We start from the raw sequence: 26,153 nt of genomic DNA on the forward strand, positions 1-26,153 counted from the left end.
TCACACCAGATGATCGACGAAGTACGCGGCGGTTGTGGAGAACGTCGACCGCCATTCTTCGTTCCTCGTCAATCCATGACCGCCGTCAGCGACGACGAGTTGTGACCGTACCCCGGCCCCTGTTGCCTTTTCATGAAGGCGAACAGACTGCGTTGCCGGCACGCGGGCGTCGAAGCCGCCGTGCACGAGAAGCAACGGCGGGAACTCCGGTCCGAGCATCTGGAACGGGCTTCGTGCCGCGATTTCGGCTGCGCTCCTCTTCGAGTGCCCGATCCACCGCGCGGCGAAGGTGCGCCATGCCGGTGGGAGTTCGTCGACCAGAGTGACCAGATCCGAAGGGGCGTTGAGTACGGCTACCGCGTGGACACGACGGCGGCCCTGGAGGGCCGCCAGCGTCAGCGCGAGGAACCCTCCGTACGAAACGCCGAACAGCCCGCGGGTCGTCCCCGCGCACCACGGAAGTTCGTCGAGAGCGTCCAGGAGAGCTGTCGCCTCCCTGGCGTCTATTCCTCCCCAGTCCCCGTAGATCCGCTTGCGATAGGACTTGCCATGGCCGGTCGAGCCGCTCACATTCGGCGCGACGACCGCGATACCGTGCGCAAGAAGCGCTTGATAGAGCCCGTTGTAGGAAAAGGCGGGACGTTCCTGCGCCTCCGGTCCGCCGTGGAAGGAAATGAGTACGGGAACGTGGGCAGATGGCGCCTGATCCGGTCTGTAGAGCAGACACGGCACGCCGCCCAGTTCCACGCTCTCGGGCCAGATAACTGGACGGGGCGTCGGCGAACGCCGCGAGGCGACGACCGGAGCCCAGTCGACGGCGCCGAGCTCGTGATCGGCCATTGCGACCAGAAGATCCGGCGGGTGGCCGGGGGTGGCGAGTCCCAGACCGATCAACTGCCTGCCCTCCGGTGTCGTGCCGGAGAACATCTCCGTGATGACACCACGTGGGACGTCCACTTTCGCCGGGTGGCGGCCGTGTGGATCGCAGAGCAGCAGACCGCTGTATCCGGCTTCGTTGACCGAGCACAGAAAACGGCCGCCGCTGAGACGTACGGCAGACTCCACATCTTGGTCGACGCGCAGCACGGTGGTGGTCGAGCCTGAGTGGAGATCTATTTCGGCAAGGTAGGAGAACTCGGCGTCGATGTCGGTGATGACGGGCAGTAAGGAATCAGAGAAGATCCTGTCGACCACCTCGCTCCTGCATTCCCCGGTGTGCGGTGTGAGCAAGCGCGGCTGGGAGAGGCCTGGGTCGAGAAAGTAGAGGTTACTGTCCAGGTTCGACGCGGCGCCGCGCAGAATGAGCGCCTCTCCGCCCGCCGCGATGGCGACGGGAACCAGGGCGCCACCGCGATCCCATGAGACCTCGACCTTTCCGGTCAACACGTTGAGCGAGCCTGCGGCGATCGTGCCGGTCTGGTTGTTGGCCAACATCAGAGCGAGGCGGTAGGTGCCGGAGAGGAACCCCGCCCCGCCGGCGACGAGCCGGAATCCGTCCGGCAGCGGGGCCGCTCTGAGCCCGGATGGCGCATCGTGCAGATCCGCAAGGTAGAGGCTTGGGCGTTCGTCTCCGACGTCGGCCTGGATGGCGACCGTTCGAGCGTCGTCGGCGATCCAGAACGCGCGAACGGATCTGTCCTTGAACTGCGTGATCGGACGGCGCGCCTTTGTCCGCAGGTCCACGAGCCACAGATCCGGTTGCGACAGCTCGTTGGCTACATAGCAGACCTGCCAGGTCCGAGGTACGTGAGTGAAGCTTCGCTGGTAGGCGATGTCCGCGAACCGAAGGTAGGTCTCCGCGGCGTTCTCCACCGAGCCCGACGCCTTCACGGAAGCGGGACCTGGGTGGCTGCGGCCGCCGGCCGCGTGACTTCCCGGATCTTGCTGGCCGTACGGAATCTCAAGGCGATCTCGTAGGACGTCGAGCCGATGCGCCTGACCACGACCGTGCGCTCCTCAGTCCAACCGGCGAAGCGAAACTCGCCCCCGCCGAGATGGACCAGCGCGAAAGCCGGCACCCCATCGACGTAGAGGCAGAGGTCGTGGCCGAAGTAGCCGATCCAGCCTTCGCAGAAGGAGTGGCCTTCCTGCCCGTCGTGCAACCTGCCCATCAGCGATGTCGGCAACGTGAAGTCGCACAGATACGCCCCGCCCTCGCTGGAGGTCAGAGGTCTCGGCGGGCGGTTGAGCAGTGTGTTGAGAGGGCTCAAGCGGGCTCGGAAGTCGTCAGGGAAGAGGGCGATCAAGGCCTCGTTCACCAGGCAGTCGACGACCAGGTGAACGCGAGTCGTCGCTCCGTCGTTGCGAAGGGCGTGCAGGCGCGAAAAGTCGCCGTACCAGAGCCGCCCGGCCGTCCAATGGTGCCACTGTCCATCGAGCAACATGCGTGCCCGCGGGTTCGTGGCGATGGGAACATGCAGCCGCACGTGTCCGACGTCCAGGCCATGATGAGGGTCTGTGTGCTCTTCGACCGCGCCACCAGGGGCCAGCGCCAGGAGCCGGGCACCGCGCAGTTCACACGGAAGCGCGCGGAGTGCGGTCCTGAGGTTGGGCACCCGTTCGATCAGCGGCGTGTCGCTGAACTCGTGAAGCCCCGGACCGCCGGGATCGGTCCGGGTGGGGTCGCCGCCCTGACTTCGCAACGGCAACGCGGTCCAGTCCGGGGTCAGCGGCTCGCTGGGGCCGGTGGCGGCATAGGGCGTTTCCGGCTGCCAGGCATGATCGGCCAGTGCTCTCAGATCCGCTGCCAGCGCTTCGATGTCGAACGAGAGCCGGAGCGCTGCCGTTGCCGGAAGTGTGGGGGAGTTTGTCATGCGATCTCACTAACCGAAGGGGTGTGGCCGGTCTGCTGTGGGTTCGGCAGTAGGCAAACGCCTTGCCCCAGGGGCCACGACACGAGCGACGCTCATGCCGTACTGGGATGGTGCAGGCGCGGTTGTGTCGACGAACAGCACGTCTTGCCCGGTGAGTGCGGCGATGTCCTGTGCGAGGGTGGGGGTGTCCTTCCGCTCGGTTGTTGCGGACGGGCCAACAGACTCCTCGCGGGCGATGCCCAGCAGTTCCGCCAGGCCGTCCCGTTCGTGATAGGCGAGGAGGGCATGCTCGAGCGGATTCTCAGGCGACCTGTCACCGCCACTGGCCTGGAACCGTTGCCACGCTCGAACGGCCACCGGGCTGGTCATGCTCCAGCGGACCATGACGGCCTCCAGCAGCGCCGCCTCTACGGCCTTGTGCCAGGATCGACTGTCGACCGGGATCATGCACTTGGCGCCGAAGGTCTGCTCTGTCCGATCAGGACGATGAAGGCAGGCGATCACACACCACAGGTCGTCGTTCGGGGAAACGGCCAGGAGGGTGTGATCGAGCTCCAAGGCCGCGAGAACCCGTCGAAGCGGCGGACTCGGCTCCAGGTCGACAGGGGCCGGTCGGCTTTCGCCCGAATACCAGGCTCTCCACAGCAGATCACGCTCCAGGACCTCGAGGAGAGCATGCGCTATCGCCGGGTCGCGACCAGTGTGCGCGGACAGGCCGGCGGAGGTGGCGCGAAGGAGCATGCCGCAGCCGGCAGGTGGCCGATGGTGAAGGAACACGACGCTCGCCGGTACCAGTACGTGACCATCGCCGGTCAGCGATTCCGCCTCAACCCACATCATGCGCATGCCGCGCGGATCGCTCGAGGCCGGTGCATCGGCCCATTGCACGGGGTCGACCGCGGGCCGGCCAGCACGGCGAAGCTCGTGGTAGGAGGCGATCACATCCGCACGCTGCTCCGCGGCCCGCCCATTGAGGATGTTGCCGGTGCGCTCGATGAGTTCACCCCGCGCTCGCCTGCGCACGTCGTGGTCGTCGAAACCCGCAGCGGCGCCGATGATTACCTGCTGATCGCCGCTGGCGCTGCTGGACGAGAACGCGTCGGATCGCACAGCGGTCCGGCCGAAAACCAGGTCCAGGCCGGTGTAGGGGTGGAAGAGGCGCACCCGGTCGAAGAGGTCGGCGTCGGACAAGGTGATCACATGCCCTGGGTGCGCGTCTCGTCGCTGAGTCGGCACGCCACACAGTCGGGGTGCTTGCTCACGGGCTTGCGATCCACCATGAGCTGTGGTCGCGGAGTCGCGCGCAGCCGTTGCCCGACCGACAGGGGCGGCCAAGCCCCCGTGAGAAGTCCGATCGCTTCGTGGGCGGCGACCGCCCCCTGAATCGCGATCTCCGTGCTGATCGTGGCGCTGTTGTAGGCGCTGCGATAGCTCGGGCCGGCTCGGTACGTCAGGAGTCGCTCCGCGCCCGGCGATTCGCGCAGTGCGTAGAGCTCACACGCCGGACACGCCGACTCCGCGGTGATCTTGATCGGTCCGACACCGTGTACGTTGGCACGCAGCAGCGGGAGGCGGAGCCTGGCGCAGGCCTGGCTCGTCCAGTCGGCGATCAACCAGAGCGGCTGGTCGGCGGTGAGGATGACAAGGTCCGCCGAGCCTATCTGCCGCAGCACGTCCAGGGCGTCATCCGGAGAACCGATCGCGCGGGTCATGGGCTGGAAATCGGTGAGCGTGGACAGGCGATATACGCCCGCCTTGGTGGCGTCGACCTTCGGCAGGCCGACGTCCGCCTCGGTGAAGAACGCCTGTCGAGCGAGATTGGACAGTGCCACGCGGTCGTCGTCGATACCCGTGATGCGGCCGACTCCCGAGGCCACGAGATGACCCAGGATCCAGCTGGTCATGCTGCCAAGGCCAACGAATATCACATGAGCATCTCGGAGTCCGGTAAAATAGTCATATCTCGAGGCCGTGCTTGTTTCGAATTCGCCGAAATAAGCGATCAGGCGATCGAACCTTTCCCGGTCCGCCGGCGGCGGCAGGGTGTCGGGGCTCACCGGGTTCGTGATCAGTCCGTGCGCGTGCAGAACTGCGAGCAGTCGGCCCGCGTCGCCACGTTCTTCGGGAAAGAATCGTGCGACGAGGTCCGCGAATGTGGTTCCGGCCTGGATTGACTCAACGATTTCAAGTAGCGGAAAGCCCGGCATGGTGAGCCGTATCGATGCACCCGAACGAGATATCAGCACCACGGTTTCCGAGTCTTCGGGGACCGCCTGCACGGAACGTCGCATCGCCAGCAGTCTCTCCGGGCTGAATTCCACAGGTTCACCTCTTGTCGCAAAATGATTGTGCCTCGTGCAGTACCGCGCGTCCTTGGGCGGTGAAGCTCGAGATCTGCGTTCTGGCCGCGGTCAACGCCTGATTGGCCTGGCGGGCGAGCTCGTCGTGCCGTTCCCATGAATCACGAGAATCGAGCCCGCTTCTCTCCATGAGCTGTTCATAGAAATACGTGCATCGAACGAGGACCACGAGCTGCTGAAGCAGACCGGAAAGCGGTCGCGGATCGCTCCTGAGCGGAGTCTGCAGGAGGGGGGCGTTCCTTCCGCCGGACGGCTTGAGGAGCGGGGTGAGTGTCGTCGCGGCATTGCAGCGGTTGTGCGTGCCCTCATGGATCAGCGATTCCGCCAGAACGATCGCGGGGTCGAGACTGCCGCGTCCGCCCGCCAGGCGGCGTTCGCTGATGTAGACGGTCCCGTGCGTGGCGAAGTCGGTGTAGCCCGCGATTCCGCCGCCGCAAAGGAGCGCGATCTGCTTGACCACGACACGCAGTTCCGCCAGCATCTGAGGCCACGCGTCGGCGACGAGGCTCGCCGCATCGCAGAAAACCGCCCGTTGCCCGGCGTTCCAGGGAATCACCGAGACGTGTCTGCCGCCGGAAGGCCCGGTTGGCCTGGGAGCTTGAGCGATCGCTCGTTCGGCGCTCTGCCGCAGGTGGGGCTCTGACGGCGCCAGATCCACCGCCCACTGGGAGCACCCGGACCCGGTGGCTCTTCGTTGGCTCTCTACCGCGGCTCGAAGCAGCTCGCCCATGGCAGTGCCGCCGGATTGATCGCGCTGGCTCCGGTGGGCGGCAGAGAAGAACCCGGGATAGAGCAGTAGCGCATCGTCTGTCTGTGAAATGTTCGGAAACGCCTGTAGGAGTACTCGCCGCAGCGTTGCGGTCAATGCCGCCTGCTCCTGGGCGGCCACCCATTCATCCGGCATGACGACGCTCATACGCGCTCCCGGTGATTTAAATGCGGGACCAAGCTTGTCTCGACTCGGTCCCGCAATCGCTAATCAGTACTCGCAGTCAATGAGCAGCGCGTACTCAGGCAGCTGCTCGTCACTGACCTGCTCGACCTGAATTTCCACGGGCGTGATCTCTGTGGGTCGGGGTTCCATCATTGCGCCTCCTTCGGGCGGTGAGGTCAAAGGCGAAATGCCTTCATTTGTCAATGAAAGCATTACTTCATTGAAGAACAAGTCTTGTATTTACCGAACTTCAAGACTATGGTGGATCATCGTTGTCGAGCCTGAAGAGCGATAGTGCGGCGAGCGCGTATCCGCTATGGATACGCCCTATCGGGTGTCGTTTACGGGCATGCCGTCGGCCGCCGAAGGCGCGCTGAACTGCTAATTCAAGGCCACGGAAGCAAGTCGGAGAGATTCGCGGTAACAAGGCATCGAACCGCACGATGACAATATGTGGCGGTTAAGTTCCCGCGAGTATGAGACGAGTGCCGATTAATCATCCGGCCAGATCAAGCCAGTGCCGGCACCCCTTCAGGCCACCTCCAAGTCGATTACGTCGACAGACGTTGCCGAGAGCGGGATTCAGACGGTGCTCACCGTATTAGCTCAATTATGGAGCGATGGGTGCAGTCGTCCGACGCGAACTCCTGGACCACTGCCCGCTGTGGAACGAACGCCACCTGCGGCACGCCCCGCACGAGTACGCCGAGCGCGACGAAGCTCAGCCCAACGCCAGGCGCCGAGAGGATTTCCGGCTTTGCTGCACAGATAATTCGTTCGCTGTAATTTTCCCTGAATAGTCGTCAGTGTTGACCTAGTACTGTGCTGTGTCAAGACCTAGTACAGTACTAGGTAAAGATCATTTCTGGGTTTCTCGCATGCACCCTGCCGTCCGGGCGTGCTAGAAAGCTGCCCATGAGCGCACGCCCTCTCAACACCACCTCCGCGTCCCTGCTCGGCCTGCTACATGAGGAGCCCATGACGGGATGGGATCTGGTCAGGGCGGCCGAATTCGTGCTGGGCGACTTCTGGGCGCTGAACCAGAGCCAGGTGTATCGGGAGCTGTCCGCTATGGCCGAGAAGGGGCTGGTGCAGGCCAGTGAACGCGGTGCGCGGGATCGTCGGCCGTACAGTATCACTGACGCCGGGCGCGCCGCCTTCGCCGAGTGGATGCGCGAACCACCCGGCCGGGAGAGCCACCGCATCCCGTGGCTGTTGAAGCTGACCTTTGGCCGACACCTCCCGCCCGCCAATCGGTTCGCGCTGATCCACGAGCAGCGCGTGCACCATCAGCAGCGCCTTGCGCACTACGAACAACTGCGCGCGGCGACAGAGGAGCTTGATGCCCCCGACGTGTACGCTCTGGCGTTGATCGGGCTCGGCATCGCCTACGAGAGCGGTGTCGTTCAATGGCTGAGCGAGCTGCCAGCCGAGATCCGCGGCCCCGAAGACTCGTCGCCCGAACAAGGCTCGGGCCCGCTGTAGGTGACTCGGGACTCCCGCAGCCCAGTCGTCGATGGCCAGACCGCCAGGCAGCTGACACACTCGGGCGGATGGGCTTCCCCTCGTAACGTGGAGACCGAACCAAGGCAGGCTTGGTCGTGGCAGGAACAACGAGGCGGCGTTTTGATCCGGAGTTCCGGGCCGGGGCGGTGCGTATCTCAAGGAGACCGGCAAACCCGTCGCGCACATCGCGCGGGATCTTGGTATCAACGAGTACACGCTGCACAACTGGGTGCAGATGGACCGGCACGCAACAGGGCAGGTCGGGCGCGACGGCGACGGAGGCGGCAAGCTAAAGGAGTCCGAGCAGGAGGAGCCGGCGCGGCTGCAGCGGGAGAAGGCCGAGCTGGTCAAGCAGCACGCCAAGGACAAGGCCGCCTGGGAGAAGGAGCGCGCCGAGCTGGAGGACGAGGGTGATGTCCTCAAACGATCCGTGATCCTATAGGTCGAGGACTCGCTGAACCGATGACCGTGGTGGAGTTCATCGAGTCAGAAAGGGCCGAGTTTGGTGTGTGCCTGCCGAGAATTGCATCCATGCAGTTCAAGCGGCATGTGAGTACTCGTGGAGGACTCCTCCAAGTCGATCGCGTCGGCGTATGTTCAGGTCTCTAGATCGATGATCGGATCCGGGACAGTACGCAGCGGCGCAGCTTGAGCCAGGGCCTGATGGGCTCGGTGCTGGTTGTAGAACTCCTCATACGCGCGCAGGGCATGCCGCGGGTGGCGTTCGTTCCAGAGCAGGCAGCGGTCCAGGAGTTCGCGGCGGCAGGACTGCCCCCACCGCTCCATGACCGCGTTCATCCGCGGCATCCAGACACCGATGAGCACGATCTGGATGCCGGTGTCAGCAAAGATCTCCTCCATGCGGACCGCAAACGTCCCGCCCCGGTCCCGAATCAGATGTCGCGCTCGGCAGCCGGCGTCCTCCAGATCCATCAAGAGATTCTTGATCCCTTGGATGACCCAGGTGGCGGTCGGATGGGCCGTGGTGCCCAGAACCCGGACCCGCCTGGTGGCGTGCTCGATGACCGCCAGGATGTACTGGCGCTGCGCTGCCTGTTGAGGGTGACGATCTCGATGAAGGCGCAGGCCAGTAGCGCGTCGGCTTGGGAGCGCAGGAAGTCTGCCCACGTCACAGATGCCCGCTCACGGGACGGATCGATGCCTTCCTGCTTGAGGATCTCCCAGACGGCGGAAGGCGCGATCTTGACGCCGAGCGTGGCGAGCTCGCCGTGCACGCGCCGGTAGCCCCACGAGGGGTTCTCTCGGACCAGCCGCAGAATGAGCACGCGGATGGACCGCACGGTGGGCGGGCGCCCAGGCCGCTTGGGCCGACAGGCGCGGGCATGACGGGCTTCAGCAGATCGCGGTGCCAGCGTAGGACGGTGTCCGGATGCACGAGGAGCCGCAGCCGGCCCAGGACCTCGCCAGGCAGCGACGCCAGTAGCGCGGCCAGGAAGGCGCGATCCTCAGGAGCGAACCTCACCCTGGTATCCACGCCGAACTGCCGTTCAAGAACGGTGATCTGGTGACCCAAGGCAAGAAGCTCGACGTCTTTGTCTCGATCCCCCAGCGGCAACAACCGCGGCACAGCGAAGGCGTTCGTGACGGCCAGACAAGCCAGGCGGAGAATCACAAGCGATCATCTTGCCGCGACTCTGTTCCTTCCGAGAGCAGAACCGGTACACCAAGAGATCAATCAGACAAGCAGGATGACCTGCATGGATCGCATTATCGGCAGGGACACTCCCCCGTCCGGTTGCACGACCTGCGCCGCGGCGCAGCCTCGCTCGTGCTGGCCGCCGGCGTGGAGATGAAAGTGGTCCAGGAAACGCTGGGACACACCTCGAGCGCCTTCACCGCCGACACCTACACCTCCGTCTACGCACACGTGGCCACCACCGCCGCCGAGAAGACCGCAGCTCTGCTGTTCGGCGAAGACCGCATACAGCCCGGGAAACTCATCTCCTTGCAAGGCTGACCATCGGATAAAGCATCCGGCCCCGCTGCTCTTCCTGGCATAACCCAAGGACCGATGAATGGATCATGGTGTGTGCGGGGTTCGTGCGCGCGAGCACGCACGGAGCACGCAATGCCGAGAGTTTTGTTCTAGAACGCATCCGATCCAGCATTCCCGCAGGGCAGGCACATGATCAAAGCGCGCCCTGCAGGATTCGAACCTGCGACCGTCGGATTAGAAGCAAGATCTTTTAGTTCCGCACTGTGGGGCTCAGTGACAGTTCGTCCCCCACCGTGCGGCTTTCGATGTCACACCGTGTCGGATCCTGACGGTGCGTTCCGTGGCGTACGAGCACGCACGGAGCACGGCGGCGCCCTGCGGGCGCACAATTTTTCGGCACCCACAGGGTCACCGGCGAACCGCCAGTTGCTGTTGACTTCGGCCCATTGTGACCAGCCCGACCCGGAGTTTTGGGTGTAGCCGATCTTCCCGTCACCGCCGCGCGCGAACACGATGGTGTAGTTGGATGTGGGGCTGGTTACGACGGTCGGGTCACCGGCGAGTTTCCACCAGTGCTGCAGTCCGGCCCTACAGGCCGTATTCGATGGCAGTCGCGTCCGGCTGTACGACACCCTGGACGGCGGTCGCGCTACCTGAAGCGTCAGCGGCCAGAGAGGCAGGCTTCGGGTCGGGCGGGTCCCACCTGGCAGGTTCCATCACCGCGACCGCGGCACCCACAGAGGGAGCAATCGGGTCCGGCGGGTCCCACCTAGCAGGTTCCATCACCGCGACCGCGGCACCCACAGAGGGAGCAATCGGGTCCGGCGGGTCCCACCTTGTGAGCCTGCGACGGCGGTAGCCGCGAGCACTCCCTCGGTGCGGTAGGACCAGGGTGTCCGGGCCGACCGGATGGAGTCACGTTTTCCGTACGAACCCGTACACCCCCATCCCGCGGGCGGCCATTCCGGCGCCGGAACGCGACCAGGCAGGACAGGTGTACCGACACCCGCGGCTGGGAGATTCCGGCGTGCCGCACGCAGCCAGCGCGGGCCCGCTCTGCGGCCGGGATGAACTCCAGCAGCAGCCAGCCACTCCGGTAGCCGTGAAACGCCTCGGCCTTGTTCGTGATCGCGGTGATCGGCTCGCGCGGTTCTGGCTCGGACAGGTACCTCAGCAACGTGATCGTACGGATGACCCTCCCCAACTCCCGGAACGCCCGGTACAGGGGGTGCTTGCAGGAGTGGTTGCCCAGCCGGCGCAGCAGCGTCACCGAGGGCACCCGGCCCTCGCGGATGGAGATCGCGGTGCGCAGCAGGTCGGTCCAGTGCTTTTCGATCAGGTCCCAGTCGACGTTGTCGCCGAGACAGGGCGTCGATGTGCTGGTAGCAGGTGCGCGGGTCGGGCCGGTAGAAGATCAGGTCGTGCCAGTTCCTGATCCTGGGAAGAAGCTCGAAGCCCAGCAGCGTCGCCAGGCCGAACACCGGCAGGGACTGGCCTTGGGTGTCGGCGGTTCGCCGTCCACCTCGACCGGGGTGCTCTCCGGTATCCAGTCACTGCGCCGATCGACCAGCGTGAACAGCACCGGCCGGTGCGAGCGGTAGCGAGAGCTATCCCCCCTTTGACGATGCTGACCAGGAGCGCGTGCCTGCCTGAGCGATCTGTTGGGTTTTCGCCTAGGAATCCACGATCCCCGTCTTGACCCGTTCGCATCTCGCAGGGCGTGCCGCAGGAGGCGTTCGTTCCAGATCAGGCAGCGGTCAGATCGTGGACGGTGATCTGATGGCGCAGGGCGAGTATCTCGACGCCCTTGTCCCGATTGCCCATCGGTAGCAGTCGCAGCGCGGCGAAGGCGTTCGTAACGACGAGATAGGCCAGGAGCAGGAGCACAGCCGATCATCATGCCGCATGCGCCGGCTGAGGGCCGGAGCTCGCGCAAGCCACGCAAAGCCCACATGCCCGTGAACTGGGCGGACGCAATTATCGGCAGGCGCAGGGTGGAGGCCCGGCCCTCGGCGGAGCCGGGCTCGCGGGGCGGTCAGGGGGCGTCGGCCCGGGCTTGGACGGGTGCGGCTTCGCGGTAGCCGTCCTTCTCCCTGGCGGCGATCAGCTTGGCCGCTTTGCGGGCCGCGCGGGCCGGGTCGTACCGTCTGGTACGTACGGCACCGGCCGCGCCGACCTTTCCTGAGCGGGTGGAGACCGAGCCGAATGTCTCGTCGTACAGGAGCTCCCAGAACCTGGTGGCCTTGCCTTGCTCCCGCAGCTCGAAGTAGCGACGCTGCGCGTCCGGGTTCAGCTGCTGGCCGTGGTAGAGCTGCGCCACCACGGGTGCGGCCTCCTCGATCGCGTCGGCGAAGACGTCGAGGAAGCGCGTCGCCAGCATCCAGGACAGAGAGCTCTCCCACCAGATACTGCGTGGATCGTAGTCGGCATGGGTGAAGACCCTGCCCTCCTTGGCCTCCCAGTCGGCGAGCACGGTGATGACAGAGCCGTCGAGCGTCTCGACCAGCACGTCCAGCGCGCCCATCAGCGGCCGGGCGGCGTCGGCTTCGGCAGGAGCCATTCCTCGAAGGTAGTCCTCCCCCAGCTGCCGCGCGGCCGGCCGGCGGGACAGCACCTGCGACGGCGACAGGACCCGCATTCCCACCCCGCCCACGGACCAGCGGGCGTGGCCGATCTCGCGCCAGAAGGCGCGCAGCACCTCGGGGATCGGGTGCCGGTGCTCGGCCTCGTAGGCGGCGATCTCGTCGTCGGAGATGCCCGAGCCCACCTCGACCTCGATCGCGCCGATCAGGTCACCGTAGCCGTGGCTCCTCAGGTAATCGACGATCTCGGTGAGCGCCCGGGCGTGCCAGGCCGCGTCGCTGAGGTCGTCCCGGATCCGGTCCCTGATCCATTCCCCCACGGTCATGTCCTCGGGCCGGAGGCGGTTGTCCTGCCACTCCAGGCAGGTCAGGCCCGCGTCGCGGTCCCGTTGCGCCTCCAGTTCCCACCGTTCGTGTGCGGCGATCGCCTCCGCCTCGGTGGCGAAACGAGGGCCGCCGCCGATCCTCCGGTCGAACACGCGGCGATAGTCGCTTGAGCTGCTCGGGCCGTCGGGGTCCGGCGTGCGGAAGGTGCGCAGGACCGCGCCCTTGCCCGGCACGTACCAGGGACTCGTCTCGGTCATGCCGGCCGCCGCGACGCTGCTCTTCACGCGGGCGAACGCGTCGGCTGCCGCGTCGACGCCGGGGAAGGAGAGGCCGAGACCGTCGAGCGAGCTGTCGCTCCGGCCCCACACGTAGGTCATCCGGTCGCCATAGCGGGTGACCTCGACGAATTCGTTTGCCCGGCGGTCCCAGAACAGCGCACGCTCAGATATTTCGGTCACACCATCGAGGAACGCTCGCATGCGGCCATAGCCGGTCGCTCGGGGTTCGAAGGGAAGGCCGGTGATCTCGTACCCATCGAAGGCGTGCACCGCCCCGTCGATGTCGAGGAACCAGACCTCCCCGGTCGTCCTGTCATGCAGCAGCCGTCGCCGGACAGTCGTACCGGCCAGGATGTCGAGTTTCTTGTCGGAGATCTTCAGCCGTGGCGTGCCCTGGAGGCGGGCGGCCGCGCCTTTCTCGACGAGGCGGCGGCGTTTGTCGTCCGCGGCTCCGGACAGGACCGCCTCCAGCTGCCTGGCCGGCTCCTCAGTCTCCAGCGGGTTGTCCCACCGGGTGGCGCGCGCGTGCTCGTCGGGCTGTAAGGGCGGTTCCGCGATGGAGGAGGCGAGGGCGTGTGCGTTGCGGGCGAGGATGACCGGATGCGTGAGCCGGGTGGCGATCAGCGCCCTGGCCACCCGCACCGCCTGTTCGTCCGAGAGCCGGGGCAGGACGTAAGTCTCCTTGCTGAACGGGTTGAACAGCTCGCTCCACAGCGAATCGGTGGTCATATGGTCGGTGGGCAGCTCTGCCATGGGCATCAGCTCGTCGAAGATCTCCGGCTCGTGCGCGAACGGTGCGAGCGCCGTGAAGATCGCCTTGTTCATCTGCTTGACCGTGTAGGTCGCCATGAAGTCGGCGTCGTCGGGCTCGGCGGTGTGCTCCAGCACCCGCAGCATGACGCGGACCAGAGGGTGGCCGGGGGAGGTGATCTCGCCGGCGACGTCGGCGAGCACCTGCTGGTGGGACTGGAACGGCAGAGCCTCGAAACCCCGGGCGACGAGTTCCCCCCGGTCGGGATCGTCACCCGCGAGGACGGCGCGGATCGCCCACGAGCTCACCTCGACCGCGTATTCGTCCACGTCCGCACGGTGCAGGACGCGGCGCGCGACCACCCGCGCCAACGCCGGGTCGGCGATCCTCGCGATGATCGCCGAGTGGTCCTCCGGCGTCGCCGCCAGGTCCTCCAGGATCGGTGTGGACGCCTCCGCCAGCGCCAGCGCCCGCTCCAGTTCGTCGGCGGGCATCAGGAACTCGCGCCCGGCCAGTCCCTGAGCGTGCCGGAGCATGGTGAGGACGCGCCGATGGTACGGATCCCTGTCCAGCAGGAAGCCGATCACCGTCTCCAGCGCGTCCAGGTCGCGAACCAGCGAATGGACCGGCCACAACGCCCCCAGCACCCACGGCCAGGTCTCGCCGGTGGTGGTCGCCGTCCGCGCGAACTCGTCGGCATGGCGGCTGGCCTCCCTCCCGGCGCGCCGGTCGAGCAGGGCGCGCAGCGCCGCGGAGCCGGGCGCCGCATCCATCCGTGTCGCCGCCGCGGCGACCTCGGCGTCCGTCAACGTGCCCCCCTCCAGGCCGTCGCAGACGAGCACGAACTTCGTCAGCGACCTCGCCCGGGGCTCGACCTCCATGGAGACCAGCGCGGTGCGCGCCCTTTCCGTCTCGGGTGCGTCGTCGCCGATGTACAGGAGCGCGAGCGAGCGGCGCTTCCTGAACCCCGGCACGATAGTCACGTCCCCGTCCAGCGGCAGTGACCCGAAGGCCGCCGCGAACGCGTCGACCAGCGGCGTACGGCACGGCGCCTGCTCGATCGCGGCGAGCACTCGTGCCCGCTGCGGCTCCATCGCCAGCAGCGACGTGTGCAGCAGCCAGTAGATCGCCAGATGCGGATCCCCCGCCAGCAGCGGCAGCTCCGCCAGCAGGCTCTTCTCCGCGGCCTCATCTGTCGGCCAGGCGGCGCGGAAATGCCCGATGGCGCTCCGTGCCAGCTCGTCGTCGTCCTGGGTCGCCCGGCCCCGGTCGTCGAGCAGCGGTTGCGCGAGTAGCCAGACCAGCCACTGGTATCTCGTGGCCAGCGCCGGCGTGCCGGGCGCCTCGCCGCACCGGGCCGCCGGCCGTTCCTCGGTCCGGAAGGCATCGCGAAGCTCGTTCTCGTCGCCGCCCTTGCCCACTTCCTCCTTGAAGGCGCGCCAGTCGTCCAGCGAGTCGAAGTGGACGTAGAACTCGCGGGTGTCGTGGTCCTGCCACCACACCCGCCCGTCCCCGCGGACGTCCAGCAGCGTGTAGTTGTCGCCCCCGTCGTCAAGGACGAAGAAACCCGCTCGCGCCTACACGGCCCTGCTCGCGATCACGATGATGAACCCCCTCACCGTGATCTACTTCGCGGCGCTCGTGCTCGGCAGCCAGAGCACGGCCGCCCTGAGCTACCCAGAGCGCGCGGGCTATGCCCTGGCCGCCTTTACCGCGTCCGCGAGTTGGCAACTGATGTTGGCCGGCGGCGGCGCGCTGCTCGGCAGGGCCCTGACCGGCAGCCGCGGGCAGCTCATAACAGCACTCACCTCCAGTGCCGTGATCGCCGCCTTGGCACTGCATGCGCTCATCACGGCCGTCTGACCGCAACCGATCGGAGACAGACCCTCATGACCCAGGTCGCCCAGGCGCCGTCGTTCCTGCGCGCCCGATTCGGCGGGCTACCCGGGGCGTTCTGGGCGTTATGGGCAGGGACGCTCATCAACCGGATGGGCACCATGGCCACCCCGTTCATGACGCTGTACCTGGTGAGCGTCCGCCGCCTGTCGATCCCGGAGGCCGGCGGCGTCATGGCGGCCTCCGGCGCAGGAGCGCTGCTCTCGCAGTTGCTCGGCGGGGTCCTCGCCGACCGGATCGGCAGGCGGAAGACGATGCTGGCCGCCACCCTCAGCACCTCCATCATCCTGGTCGCCCTCGCCCACACCCGGCCAATCCCAGTGATCGTCGTCCTGGTCGGCCTGCTCGGCATCACGATCGAGTCCTACCGGCCGGCCGCCCAAGCCATGGTCGCCGACCTGGTCCCCGAAGCCGACCGCACCCGCGCGTACGGGCTGCTGTTCTGGGCGGTCAACCTCGGCTTCGCCACCGCGATGACCACCGGTGGCCTCCTGGCCAAAACCTCCTTCACCGCCCTGTTCTGGACCGACGCCCTCACCGGAGCACTATTCGGCCTTCTGGTCTGGCGCCTGATACCCGGCTCCCAGCCACAGCCCCGCGGCACCGACACCCCCGGCGGCTTCCGCCGCGTCATCCACGACCGGAAGATGCTCGCCTTCACCCTCTGCGTCCTGGCCTACGCCTTCGTCTACTTCCAATGCGACTCCACCCTCCCGCTGGCCATGCGCGCACACGGCCTCTCCCCCTCCTTCTACGGCATGTGCATGGCACTGAACGGCATCCTGATCTGCGTTCTCCAACCGCTCATCGGCCCCTGGCTGCAAAAGCGCGATCCCGGCCGGATCTGGGCCGCCGGAGCGGCGCTGCTCGGAATCGGCTTCGGACTCACCGCAGCCGCCCACACCACCGCCGCCTACCTCGCCACGGTGGCGATCTGGACCGTCGGCGAAACCATCACCGCAGCGGTCAGTGGCGCGATCGTGGCACATCTGGCCCCCGAACACCTGCGCGGCCGCTACGCCGGACTGTACGGACTGGCCTGGTCATCAGGCTGGCTGATCTCCTCACTGCTCGGCACCCAACTGCTGTCCATCAACCCATCAGCCCTGTGGATCACCTGCACCGTCCTGTGCAGCGCGGCAGCACTCGCCCTGACGGCTCTGTTACCCAGCCGGTCAGACAGTTCCTAGGCGACCCATGCGCTGGTCAGCGTCTGCACGGCCGAGCCGTCGAGGTCCTTGAGCTTCGCCCCGGCGAAGGCGCGCGCGGCGTCCGAGGTGAGCACGCGGAAGGCCGGCCGCTCGGCCGTCAGCAGTTCGACCATCTGTGCCGCCACGTCCTGCGGCGTCTGCGCGTTGGCGAAGGCGCCGCGGGTGCGCTCCAGGTACGCGGACAGCGCGGGCGCATACGACCCGGCCTGTTCCAGTACGGCGTCGCTGAAGCCCACGTTGCTGACGAACTCGCTGGCCACCGCACCCGGCTCGACCACGCTGACGGACACGCCGGCCGCCGCCAGAACCGGCGCGAGGGACTCCATGAACCCCTCGACCGCGAACTTGGCAGCGCAGTAAGCCTCGTTGAAGGGCTGGCCGATCACTCCGCCCACACTGGTCACGGTCACCACCCGGCCCTTGCTCGCCCGCAGCAGCGGCAGGGCTGCCTTCGTCACGTGCAGCACACCGAAGAAGTTGACCTCCATGACGGCACGCACGTCCTTGACGCTCTCCTGCTCCAGCGTGCCGATGTGGCCCGCACCGGCGTTGTTGACCAGCGCGTCCAGCCGGTCGAGGCCGGCCACGCACGCCTCGACCGAGGCAGGATCGGTCACGTCCAGTGCCCGGACATCGACGGTAACGCCGGTCTCCTCCGCCGCCGCCAGCAGCGCGCCCGCCTTGGCGGTATCGCGCATGGTGGCGACCACGTGGCAGCCGCTCCGCGCGGCAGCGACGGCGGTGGCCAGGCCGATGCCGGAGGAGGTGCCGGTGATCAGGACGGTCTTGGCGCTCATCTTCAGCTACCCCTCATCTACTTATGAAACATAATTAAGGTTAATCATAACTATGTCAGTATAAGCACATCGGTAGGATGAATCCCATGTCCACTCCACCGCATGAGCTGACCAGGGAGATCGTCGGCCTCTTCGCGGCCATCAGCCGCCGCTACACCCAGGAGTCCGAGGCCGCCGCGACCACCCACGGGCTGACTCCGCTCCAGGTCAAGGCACTGCTCGCCGCCGAAGATCCGGCCCCGATGCGCAGCATCGCCGACCGGCTGCACGCGGAGCCCTCCAACGTGACCGCGATCATCGACCGGCTGGAGTCCCGCGGCCTGGTCGAGCGGAGCCCCGACCCGATCGACCGCCGCGTCAAACGCGTCGCCACCACCGCGGCCGGTCGCACCGTCGCCGCCGACCTCCGCGCCCGCATGCCCTTCGCCTCCGCCCCGCTGGCCCAGCTCACCACGCAGCAGCGCGAGTCTTTGCGCGAGCTGCTGCACCTCGTACTGGAGGCATGACCGCAGCCGGCAAGCCCCGCTGTACCGCTCGAATATTGGGTTACGCGGCCTGAGCTGCGGCTAAGCGGCGTGGCGCTATTCGCTGATCATGCCCGCCACGACGCGTCTTCGACAGATGGATCGCAGATCGCGGAGCTCGGTCACCTCCCGGACGGGTTGCGTTGCGGTGTCCGGAGGCCGCTGCTGCCGGGACTGGCGCGGCCGGTGCCCGTTGTAGTGGATCAGATACTCGTGGAGCACGAGGGCCAGGTGGCGCTCGCTGAGGATCAGGACCCAATCCAGGAGTACGCGGCGCAGGTGTACCTGCCGAAAACCCATCACGCAGTTCAGGCGGCATGTGAGTACTCGTGGAGGACTCCACCGAGTCGGTCTCGTCGGCGTAGGTTCAGGTCGGCGATTGCGGCTGGATCGGTGATCGGCTCTGGGACGCCGCGTAGTGGAGCCGCCTGGTTCAGATGCAGGCTCGATGTCGGATAATTGCATGAACCCAGAGTTGCGTAGAGATCTACACCTTCATCGGTGGCGGTCGAGTTCCATTTAAGGATCCCCATGTGGGCGTCGCCTTTTTGGAAGTGAGCCCTCCGCGAGGGCTCACTTCCAATGCTGGAGATAGAGATCTCTTACCAGCTCTTGGATCATCAAGGTCCTCCATAGGGCCACCATTGGCCAGGCGCTCAGCCGCGAGGCCACCACTGACCGGGGCGTCCGTGCCGATCTCCCGGGCGCCCTGGGCCGTCAACGTCGCCCATGAAGCGGACGATTGAGCGGTCAAGATCGGGCAATGCACCCGCTATGCGGTGCGGCTAGTGCTGTGACCGGATACGTTCACCGGATTGGCGTGTATGGCTTCCCAAGGCGGAGGTCCGCTTTCTGGCAGCTCATTCAGACAGGGACTTCAAATATGAGCTCGAGGCCGTCCACCTCGTCCCACTGCTCTCCCACCTCAGCGAAGCCGAATCCAGAAATCGTGGCCAGAGACGCCGTGTTCTCGGGACTGATCGTCACCCGCGCAGTCCTGACTCCGGATTCGGCGGCGGCCCGACGCATCAACTCGGTCAACATCGTCCTGGCGTACCCCCGACGACGGTAGTCGGGAGCCACCGAATAGCCGATCTCCACCATGCCCGCCTCATCCGGCGGCCCGTGGAACCCGGCATACCCCACCACGACGCCTTCAGGTTCGGCCACTACGGCTCGGGTGAGCCATCCCGCGCTACCCGGGTCCGAGGCCAGCTGATTGACCCGATACCGCCAGACCCACTTCGCCTGATCGGTAAGGAAGTACTCCGTGAGCTCGACTCCTACCTCGGCACTGGCCCGGGCAAGGTCGTCGTTCAGCAAGGCGGTCATGGCCGTGCTCGTCAGATCAACAAATCTCACTGGCTTCAGGCCGGTAGGGGCTGGGGGCCGGCGTTCGAACTCATCTGTCACAGCGCGGATGATCGCGGAGCGCCCTGGACGGTGTCCAACAGTTTTCGGACTGATCGATGTCCAACCCGGCTCACGTCACGACCTCAACGCGGTCACGTCCACGGACGTGACCCCGTCGGCAATCTCGACGAGCTGACGACCGCGCTCGACTCCATCATCATCACTGCTCACCTGGCATGAAAGGTCGACGATGGGTGTGTCCAGTTAACGGCTCTGTCGCAGATTCGGCTCTGTCGCAGATTCGGCTCTGTCGCAGATTCGGTGGTGACGATACGGCTCGCAGCGTCACGCTGAGTCATGCATGTCGACGATCTTGTGGGTACGGTGTTTTCGGGGTTATCGCCGCTGGTTGTGGAGCAGGTGGCGGACGAGGGCGAGCAGATTCGGGTACGTGCGCGAACCCCGAACGGATCGGTCGCCTGCCCGACCTGCGGAGCCGGGACAACCCGCGTACACGGCTATCACGAGCGCAGCCTGGCCGATGTCCCGGTCGATGCACGCCGTGTGCTGGTGGTGGTGCGGATTCGTCGCCTGGTCTGCCCGACGCGCGGCTGCCGCCAGACCTTCCGCGAACAGCTGCCCGGCGTGCTTGAGCGCTATCAGCGGCGCACGCCCCGCTTGGCTTCCCAGATCGGCGCGGTGGTTCGGGAGCTGGCCGGACGCGCCGGTATGCGAGTCTTGTCCGCGCTGGCCGTGCGCCTGTCCCGGCATACCGCGTTGCGTATCCTGCTGCGTCTGCCCCTGCCCCAGCCGCGCATACCCCGGGTGCTGGGGGTGGACGACTTCGCTCTGCGCCGGCGTCACCGTTACGCCACCGTGCTGATCGATGCCGAGACCCGCCAGCGCATCGACGTTCTGCCCGGCCGCACCGCCGATGTCTTGGAGGCCTGGCTGCGCGCCCATCCCGGGGTGCAGATCGTGTGCCGGGACGGCTCCGGCACCTACGCCGAAGCGATTCGCCGCGCCCTGCCGGACGCCATCCAGGTGGGTGACCGCTGGCACCTGTGGCACAACTTCGGCGAGGCCGTCCTGAAAGAAGTCGCCGGACACAGCGCCTGCTGGGCCAAGGCCGGACCGCCCCTGCAGGACGGCAAGCGCGCGCAGACCACCCGCGAGCGCTGGCATCAGGTCCACGACCTGCTCGGCAAGGGCGTCGGCCTGCTGGAGTGCGCCCGCCGGCTGAACCTGGGCCTCAACACTGTCAAACGCTACGCCCGCGTGCCCGAACCGCTGCGCCTGCAGCGCGCCCCGCAGTATCGGCCGACTCTGGTCGACCCCTACCGCGACCACCTTCGGCGCCGCCGCGCCGAAGAGCCCGCCGTCCCCGTCCTGCACCTGTTCAACGAGATCAAGGCCCTCGGCTACCGGGGCAGCTTCAACCTCCTCTACCGCTACATCACCCAAGGCCGGGTCGAAGCCGACCGCCTGCCCATCTCCCCACGCCGCCTTGCCCGGCTCCTGCTCACCCGGCCCGACAACCTCAAAGACGAGCACCACCGCTTGCTGGACGACCTGACCGCCGCCTGTCCCGAGATGATCGACCTGGCCCAACTCGTCCGCGGCTTCGCCGACCTGCTCCGGCCGCGCGAAGGCAACGCCGACCGCCTCGACGCATGGATCACCGCCGCCCGTGCCGCCGATCTGCCCCATCTACACGCCTTCGTCCGCGGCCTCGATCAGGACCGCGATGCCGTCTACGCGGCCGTCACCCTGCCCTTCCACAACGGCGGCACCGAAGGCGTGAACACCAAGACCAAACGCATCATGCGCCAGATGCACGGCCGAGCTGGCTTCGCGCTGCTCCGCCACCGCATCCTCCTGGCCTAACGCTCCGTCACCACCGAAAGAGAGACAGAGCCGAAAGAGAGACAGAGCCGAAAACCGTACAGTCCCCCTGGTCGGAGTCGGTCGACACCCTCTCAAGGAGCGTTTCCAGATCAGGTACCGCCAGCACCTGAGCGACCTCGGCGACACCCACGGGCTCAACGAACGACACCGGCGAGTAGAGACCCAGACGGTCCGCGACCGAGGAATCGATCACAACGTCGCCATCCAGAGCCCGACGCATCCCCGCCTCAGCACGCTTCCCGGCCCGCTCGCTCAACCAGAGCAACCCGCCATTCGCCCAATTCAAGTCAAGGTAATCAGCGGCCGGCCGAGCATCGAACCCCACGATCCGCCCCAGCTCCGCCGACGACGTTCGGGCAGCGGCCAGCTCAGCGGGCGACACCCGAACAGCCTGCAAGGTCACAGCCATCCCCACAGTCTGCCGAAATGTCGTCGGCAATTGAACGTGAGGCTCGCCGCCGTGCCCGATCAGCAGCGCCTCGGAACAGGTGGCGAGCTTTACAGGCGTGGTTGTCAGTCAACGCGAGGCAAATGGCGGTCGGCGATCTTCAGCCGTCGCGCTATCCACCGCTCAGACCGCGCTGCGCGGCGTGATCTGGTGACAGGGTGGCCGGGCCGACCCACCCACGGACGACGGCGATGACCTGTGCCCGATCCGGCAGCGCCGGAAGGACGCTGATGCCCCGTGCCCAGTTGGACAGGAGTCCCTCGGTGGTGGTGATACAGGTGGTGACCAGGGTGTGGGGTTCTTGTTCGTCGTCCCAGGCATGCCACAGGGCCCAGCCCTCAGGTCGCGCCTCCACCCCGAGGCTGCCGCACAGCTCGTCGTAGGAGCCGTGACCGGCATCCGGTCTGATGATGCCGGCCGCGCCAATCCGATATAGGCGGCTTTCCTCCATGCATCCATCGCCCTCGAAGTGGTAATGCAGCAAGGTCCGTGCGAGCTCATTGACCACGCGCTGAAGTGGCGTCGCCGCATCCGACGAATCGGACCGATAGCTCAACCACCCCTCATCCGCAGCGCGATCGACGACATCGCGGGCGAGGAGCTCAACGCGACGCAGATAGTCGTGTTCATCCAGGTCAGCCGACATGACGGGGAGTCTGTCACCCTGCGGCCTGCACATGCTCGTGAATATCCAGCGCTTGGCGTCCCCCTCCAGCATCCCAGCCTCAAGACCATCGATGAGATGCACGGATGCCTCAGCTCCGCTGGCAATGCCTTAGATCAATGGCGAGGAACACGCGGCCGCACTCGCCACCCCTGGCCACGCGCCCAGCGGTACCAAAACGGCTCATCGCAGAAGAGGGTGAAGTCGGGGGCTGTCGGTTTTCGAGGTCGCCTGCGCGGATTTCCGCGCTCGGCTGCACTCCTGTCCGGGCGCGGCGAGACGTGCGCCGAGGAACGAGGCGCCTCCGCAGGCCTGGTCACGTAGCCCTCTCGTTCCAGGGCCTGAGGCAGCTTGCGGACTCAGCAGCACTTGATGTTGCTACTGGCGGGCGTGGCGGTTGCCACCATCACCGCACCGGCAAGACCAGCCGACATGAGAGCCGCAAGAACGGCGGCAACGACACGACGACGCATGGGCCTTCTCCTTTGGGATCGCGGGTGTCACACACTGGCAGAAACGGGCCGTGGACTTAGCCGCCTCGGGTGGCCGGCTCCATCAGGTTGCGAACTCAGCAGCAGGAGGAGTTGCTACTGGCGGGTGTGGCGGTTGCCACCATCACCGCACCGGCAAGACCGGCCGACATGAGAGCCGCAAGAACGGCGGCAACGACACGACGACGCATGGGCCTTCTCCTTTGGGTTCGCGGGCCAGTGCGCGGCCGCTGGCTCCCCGGCAGCCTTCAGCCGTTTATGTGTTGCATTGGTTGTGGTTTTTGAAATCCTGGAGTGACGTGTACTTGTATCCGTGACTGTCCCAGTAGTAGCCGTGTGAATACCACAATCGTCCACAGCCCCAAATATAAACCTAGTGCCCTGAGGCTGAAGATGTCGAAGTCCTCCCCCAGCTAACCGATGCGGCTGAGGCTGATGCATGGTTGCCGACGGCGACGACAGCCATGAAGACGGCCGACAGAATTAATGCTTGTGCCGCTCTGTACTCTCTGACCATATTTTCGCTTATCGTGTTCCGCCTTTTCGACCGGACTTAGCTGCTGCCCCGACGGTCACCTGAATAGCGTCATCACATGAACGACCGGCCATTGTTCGCAGCATCACACTGATCAAAAGCGGAGGTGTCAACGTTACTCTGGCCAAGCAGTTCAGCAGGTTCCGAAGGCTTCACTATCAGCTTGCCCTCGCAATGCTAGTCTCTTACTCGCTGATACTCGTCAATCGCGCGATTGATGACTGATACCATGCGGGTTGTATATTCACGGCTTGGTCTACCGCGGAGGTTTACCCGTCTCGGGCTCGGCCGAACTGCACGAGGTGATCCAGATCGCGATGGGCTGGCAGCAACACCACCTGCATGTGTTCGGCAAGGCGGACCTGGAGTACGGCGACAACGCTCGGGACGAGACCAGGGTGACGCTGGCGCCCTGATCCCCCAGGCCGGGGACCGTCTCGGCTACCACTACGACTTCGGCGACTGCTGGGACCACGACATCGAAGTGGAGAAGGTCCATCGGGCCGCGAAGAACGCCCCCTACCCGCGCTGCAGCGCCGGCGGCCGCGCCTGCCCGCCGGAAGACAGCGGCGGCCCAGAAGGCTACGAAGAAACATGCGGGCCCTGCGCCACCGCAAGGGCTGGAAGTACCTGGTGGCCAAGAGCATCTTCGGGACCACCCGATGGGATCCGGCCCGGTGGGATCGCGCCGAGGTCAACACCGGTCCGGCCGGTCTGGCCAAGCCGTGGGCCAAGCAGCAGGTGGAGGCGGCGGCCACTACAGCGGCCGAGGCCTCGCCCGCTCCGTCCTCCCCCGCCAACGGCCGTCCCGGAAACGGTCGTTTACGGGACGGTATCCCGGAGCGCCCCGCCCGACGGCGTTCCCCCACGTCGCCGAGTCCCGAAATCCGTCTGTCACTTTTCGAAGTCGTGTGCACGGGTGTCCTGGGCTTTTCGGGGATCTGTGTGGCGGCGGGCGGCGATCCGCCGGAGATAGCAGCACCCGAGCGCTGCTGGGCTGGGCGATCGCCCATGTTGCCGGGCGGCATTTCGCGGAGCGTGTGGCGCTTGTACGTCAGGTGAGGTACGTAGACTCAAGATCGACTGAGTCGTCACGAACGGGGAATCACAGTGATCGATCGTCTGGCGCGTGCCGTGGTCGCATTCCTGGTATTACCGGCCCTCGGCGCGTGCTCCGCGCCAACCGTGAACCCACTGCTGAAGAACTCGGCCCAGTGGCCGCTGGTCAAACTCAAGGGCCTGACCGACCACCCGAAACTGCCCGACGAGGCGGAGCGGGCACTGGCGCAGATCAATGTCGGTTCTTACGATCTGATCGCGTGGATCCACCCCTCCGGCCGGTGCGGGCTGTCCGGCTCCGGCTGGAGCATGCACGTCGACATGACCAAGTCCGAGGGGCAACCGGGTCGGGAAGAGGGGTTTTCCGGGCCGGTGGAGCCAGCGGTGGGCATTTCCAGCGAGAGTAAGGTCAGCCTGTTCTGCACCCCCACCAGGATGCTGATCAGGGTCAAGGGGGAGACGTCGAAGCCTTTCGTCTCCGGTGACGCGGTCGCGCAGCTCTTCAACGGCGGGCTCAACGCCGTCGTCGGCTCGAGGGAAGCTCAGAAGGAGTCACTGCCCGGCGCGACCGTGACTCCGGGTGGATAGTGGGTCACCCCCTGCACCCTGGCGACCGCAAGCATTTGGCCGGAAGCAGGCGGTCTCTACCTGTGCAACCACTCAAGGCCCGCATGTCCGGCTCGGTGTGGCCGGAAGGGGTTGCAGACACGCAGCAGGCGGCGGTCGTGGCTGGCGAGCAGGCCAGGTGACCACCCTGGCCGGGAGGTGGGCAGCCGCCTGCACACCGGTCGCGCGAAGGCCGTACCCCGGCATCGGCAAGCCCTGGACTCCACCCGTGACCAGGCACGGGCCGCCGCCGCGCCTTTTTCGGTGGGCATTTCGCTCTTGATGCCCTCTCGGATCGTCGACTACGAGCCCGCCCTGGCCCGTCCTGTTCTTCCTGCCCCTCTCAGTGCGCCGACATCGGAGACTCGGCCGTTGGTGGGAGGGCCGCGGCGATGCAGTCGAGGACGCGCTGGAGCCCGTGCCGGAACTGGTCGTCGCGGCTCAGGTGCGGCTGCCGCGCCTCCATCACGATCTTGGTGAAGATCGGGTACTCCCCGCTCTTCACCAGCCGGTCGACGTACGGGCCGCGCCGCGCCATCCACTCCGACTCGCTGAGCCCGCTGCGGCGGAATTCCCTGGCCGAGCTGATCTCCTCGCGGACGGTGCCCTCGATGTAGCTGTTCAACATGGCCATGAGGCCGAGGTTCTCGTCGATGGAGACGAAGGCGTCGAGCACTCCCATCAACCGTTCGATCAAGAGCAGCTGGTTGGGGCCGAAGCTGGGGAGTGACCGCTGCACGGTGGCGATCCACGGGTGCCTCAGCCACATGGCCCGCAGCCCGTCGGCGTAGCGGGTCAGGTCGGCGCGCCAGTCGCCCGAAGGCATGCCCGTGACGTCGATCTCGCCCACCAGCCGGTCAGCCATGAGCTCGACCAGGTCGTCGCGGCTCGGGACGTACCGGTAGAGGGACATCGCGCCGGCGCCGATCTCGGTGGCGATCCGCCGCATGGTGGCGGCCTCCAGCCCCTCGGCGTCAGCGATCCGGACGGCCGCCTCGGTGATCTGCGCGCGGCTGTAGGTGGGCTTCCGCCCGTAGGCCGTGCGTTCGGGCCGCATCCAGATGTTCACGTAGTCGGCGTCGGTCACCGCTTCACCCCCTTGGTTGCGTACATGGTACCCAATCGCCTAGCCTTCAGAGATCGCGTACAAGGT

General features: G+C 66.3%; 23 protein-coding genes and 3 pseudogenes. 11 read left to right on the forward strand and 15 right to left on the reverse strand.

All coding sequences use genetic code 11. From position 1 onward, the window contains the following. Genes ACIBHX_RS20575 through ACIBHX_RS20595 form a run of 5 tightly spaced genes read right to left on the reverse strand, consistent with a single transcriptional unit; the run spans position 1 to position 6,089 of the window. On the reverse strand, positions 1–1,830 hold the full coding sequence (locus ACIBHX_RS20575; RefSeq protein WP_397068734.1) for a prolyl oligopeptidase family serine peptidase: 1,830 nt from the start codon (positions 1,828–1,830) through the stop codon (positions 1–3). Next, complete coding sequence (locus ACIBHX_RS20580; RefSeq protein WP_397068735.1) at positions 1,827–2,813, reverse strand: aspartyl/asparaginyl beta-hydroxylase domain-containing protein; 987 nt, start codon at positions 2,811–2,813, stop codon at positions 1,827–1,829. The genes ACIBHX_RS20575 and ACIBHX_RS20580 overlap by 4 nt, the downstream gene beginning before the upstream one ends. 9 nt (positions 2,814–2,822) lie before the next feature. After that, positions 2,823–4,013 (reverse strand): YcaO-like family protein, encoded by a 1,191-nt coding sequence (locus ACIBHX_RS20585; RefSeq protein ID WP_397068736.1) that lies wholly within the window; start codon positions 4,011–4,013, stop codon positions 2,823–2,825. After that, positions 4,010–5,134 (reverse strand): ThiF family adenylyltransferase, encoded by a 1,125-nt coding sequence (locus ACIBHX_RS20590; protein ID WP_397068737.1) that lies wholly within the window; start codon positions 5,132–5,134, stop codon positions 4,010–4,012. Before ACIBHX_RS20590 ends, ACIBHX_RS20585 begins: the two co-directional genes overlap by 4 nt. Positions 5,135–5,138: 4 nt before the next feature. After that, a complete protein-coding gene (locus ACIBHX_RS20595; protein WP_397068738.1) occupies positions 5,139–6,089 on the reverse strand; it encodes an aKG-HExxH-type peptide beta-hydroxylase in 951 nt (316 codons plus the stop codon). 933 nt (positions 6,090–7,022) lie between these two features. On the opposite strand from ACIBHX_RS20595, the gene ACIBHX_RS20600 reads away from it, so the two are divergent. Beyond that, positions 7,023–7,592: a PadR family transcriptional regulator gene (locus ACIBHX_RS20600; RefSeq protein WP_397068739.1), complete on the forward strand. Its 570-nt coding sequence runs from the start codon at positions 7,023–7,025 to the stop codon at positions 7,590–7,592. Positions 7,593–7,785: 193 nt separating this feature from the next. Continuing rightward, a pseudogene (locus ACIBHX_RS20605) lies at positions 7,786–8,055 on the forward strand (hypothetical protein); the annotation flags it as partial. 155 nt (positions 8,056–8,210) lie between these two features. On the opposite strand, the gene ACIBHX_RS20610 reads toward ACIBHX_RS20605, so the two are convergent. Continuing rightward, positions 8,211–8,546, reverse strand: a complete 336-nt coding sequence (locus tag ACIBHX_RS20610; RefSeq protein WP_397068740.1) for an integrase core domain-containing protein — start codon at positions 8,544–8,546, stop codon at positions 8,211–8,213. 592 nt (positions 8,547–9,138) lie between these two features. On the opposite strand from ACIBHX_RS20610, the gene ACIBHX_RS20615 reads away from it, so the two are divergent. Next, positions 9,139–9,591, forward strand: a complete 453-nt coding sequence (locus ACIBHX_RS20615) for a tyrosine-type recombinase/integrase (RefSeq protein ID WP_397068741.1) — start codon at positions 9,139–9,141, stop codon at positions 9,589–9,591. A gap of 748 nt (positions 9,592–10,339) precedes the next feature. Here the strand turns inward: ACIBHX_RS20615 and ACIBHX_RS20620 are convergent. The 4 genes and pseudogenes from ACIBHX_RS20620 to ACIBHX_RS20635 form a co-directional block, all read right to left on the reverse strand. Beyond that, a complete protein-coding gene (locus tag ACIBHX_RS20620; protein WP_397068778.1) occupies positions 10,340–10,909 on the reverse strand; it encodes a Tn3 family transposase in 570 nt (189 codons plus the stop codon). Positions 10,910–10,985: 76 nt separating this feature from the next. After that, positions 10,986–11,051 (reverse strand): annotated as a pseudogene (locus tag ACIBHX_RS20625) (hypothetical protein); the annotation flags it as partial. Positions 11,052–11,316: 265 nt separating this feature from the next. Next, positions 11,317–11,457, reverse strand: coding sequence for a hypothetical protein (locus ACIBHX_RS20630; protein ID WP_397068742.1), 141 nt, complete (start codon positions 11,455–11,457; stop codon positions 11,317–11,319). A gap of 148 nt (positions 11,458–11,605) precedes the next feature. Continuing rightward, positions 11,606–15,010 (reverse strand): WGR domain-containing protein, encoded by a 3,405-nt coding sequence (locus ACIBHX_RS20635; protein ID WP_397068743.1) that lies wholly within the window; start codon positions 15,008–15,010, stop codon positions 11,606–11,608. 103 nt (positions 15,011–15,113) lie between these two features. On the opposite strand from ACIBHX_RS20635, the gene ACIBHX_RS20640 reads away from it, so the two are divergent. After that, positions 15,114–15,371 carry a hypothetical protein gene (locus tag ACIBHX_RS20640; protein ID WP_397068744.1) on the forward strand — a complete coding sequence of 86 codons (258 nt, stop codon included), beginning with the start codon at positions 15,114–15,116 and terminating at the stop codon, positions 15,369–15,371. A 26-nt stretch (positions 15,372–15,397) separates the two neighbouring features. Beyond that, positions 15,398–16,594 (forward strand): MDR family MFS transporter, encoded by a 1,197-nt coding sequence (locus ACIBHX_RS20645; protein WP_397068745.1) that lies wholly within the window; start codon positions 15,398–15,400, stop codon positions 16,592–16,594. Here ACIBHX_RS20645 and ACIBHX_RS20650 read toward each other — a convergent pair. Then, the gene (locus tag ACIBHX_RS20650; protein ID WP_397068746.1) at positions 16,591–17,412 is read right to left on the reverse strand and encodes an SDR family NAD(P)-dependent oxidoreductase; all 822 of its coding nucleotides are present in this window, start codon (positions 17,410–17,412) and stop codon (positions 16,591–16,593) included. The genes ACIBHX_RS20645 and ACIBHX_RS20650 overlap by 4 nt on opposite strands. A gap of 86 nt (positions 17,413–17,498) precedes the next feature. On the opposite strand from ACIBHX_RS20650, the gene ACIBHX_RS20655 reads away from it, so the two are divergent. Continuing rightward, positions 17,499–17,918 (forward strand): MarR family winged helix-turn-helix transcriptional regulator, encoded by a 420-nt coding sequence (locus tag ACIBHX_RS20655; RefSeq protein ID WP_397068747.1) that lies wholly within the window; start codon positions 17,499–17,501, stop codon positions 17,916–17,918. Between the two features lie 882 nt (positions 17,919–18,800). Here ACIBHX_RS20655 and ACIBHX_RS20660 read toward each other — a convergent pair. Continuing rightward, positions 18,801–19,268, reverse strand: coding sequence for a GNAT family N-acetyltransferase (locus tag ACIBHX_RS20660; protein WP_397068748.1), 468 nt, complete (start codon positions 19,266–19,268; stop codon positions 18,801–18,803). Between the two features lie 378 nt (positions 19,269–19,646). Between ACIBHX_RS20660 and ACIBHX_RS20665 the strand changes: the two genes are divergently transcribed. Continuing rightward, complete coding sequence (locus tag ACIBHX_RS20665) at positions 19,647–21,176, forward strand: ISL3 family transposase (protein WP_397068749.1); 1,530 nt, start codon at positions 19,647–19,649, stop codon at positions 21,174–21,176. Between the two features lie 7 nt (positions 21,177–21,183). On the opposite strand, the gene ACIBHX_RS20670 is transcribed toward ACIBHX_RS20665, so the two are convergent. Together ACIBHX_RS20670 and ACIBHX_RS20675 are read right to left on the reverse strand one after the other, a co-directional pair. After that, on the reverse strand, positions 21,184–21,606 hold the full coding sequence (locus tag ACIBHX_RS20670) for a hypothetical protein (RefSeq protein WP_397068750.1): 423 nt from the start codon (positions 21,604–21,606) through the stop codon (positions 21,184–21,186). A 151-nt stretch (positions 21,607–21,757) separates the two neighbouring features. Next, complete coding sequence (locus tag ACIBHX_RS20675) at positions 21,758–22,291, reverse strand: hypothetical protein (protein WP_397068752.1); 534 nt, start codon at positions 22,289–22,291, stop codon at positions 21,758–21,760. A gap of 1,295 nt (positions 22,292–23,586) precedes the next feature. Here ACIBHX_RS20675 and ACIBHX_RS20680 point away from each other — a divergent pair. The 4 genes and pseudogenes from ACIBHX_RS20680 to ACIBHX_RS20695 all read left to right on the forward strand — a co-directional run bounded on the left by ACIBHX_RS20680 (position 23,587) and on the right by ACIBHX_RS20695 (position 24,982). After that, a complete protein-coding gene (locus ACIBHX_RS20680) occupies positions 23,587–23,751 on the forward strand; it encodes a hypothetical protein (protein ID WP_397068753.1) in 165 nt (54 codons plus the stop codon). After that, a pseudogene (locus ACIBHX_RS20685) lies at positions 23,751–23,873 on the forward strand (plasmid pRiA4b ORF-3 family protein); the annotation flags it as partial. The gene ACIBHX_RS20680 and the pseudogene ACIBHX_RS20685, both read left to right, overlap by 1 nt. A gap of 56 nt (positions 23,874–23,929) precedes the next feature. Continuing rightward, positions 23,930–24,397, forward strand: coding sequence for a hypothetical protein (locus ACIBHX_RS20690; protein ID WP_397068754.1), 468 nt, complete (start codon positions 23,930–23,932; stop codon positions 24,395–24,397). 48 nt (positions 24,398–24,445) lie between these two features. Continuing rightward, on the forward strand, positions 24,446–24,982 hold the full coding sequence (locus ACIBHX_RS20695; RefSeq protein ID WP_397068755.1) for a hypothetical protein: 537 nt from the start codon (positions 24,446–24,448) through the stop codon (positions 24,980–24,982). A gap of 361 nt (positions 24,983–25,343) precedes the next feature. Here ACIBHX_RS20695 and ACIBHX_RS20700 read toward each other — a convergent pair whose 3' ends face one another. Then, complete coding sequence (locus ACIBHX_RS20700) at positions 25,344–26,087, reverse strand: TetR/AcrR family transcriptional regulator (RefSeq protein WP_397068756.1); 744 nt, start codon at positions 26,085–26,087, stop codon at positions 25,344–25,346. Between the last annotated feature and the right edge of the window lie 66 nt (positions 26,088–26,153).

The sequence above is a fragment of the Nonomuraea sp. NPDC050536 genome, assembly GCF_044457685.1.
Lineage (GTDB): Bacteria > Actinomycetota > Actinomycetes > Streptosporangiales > Streptosporangiaceae > Nonomuraea.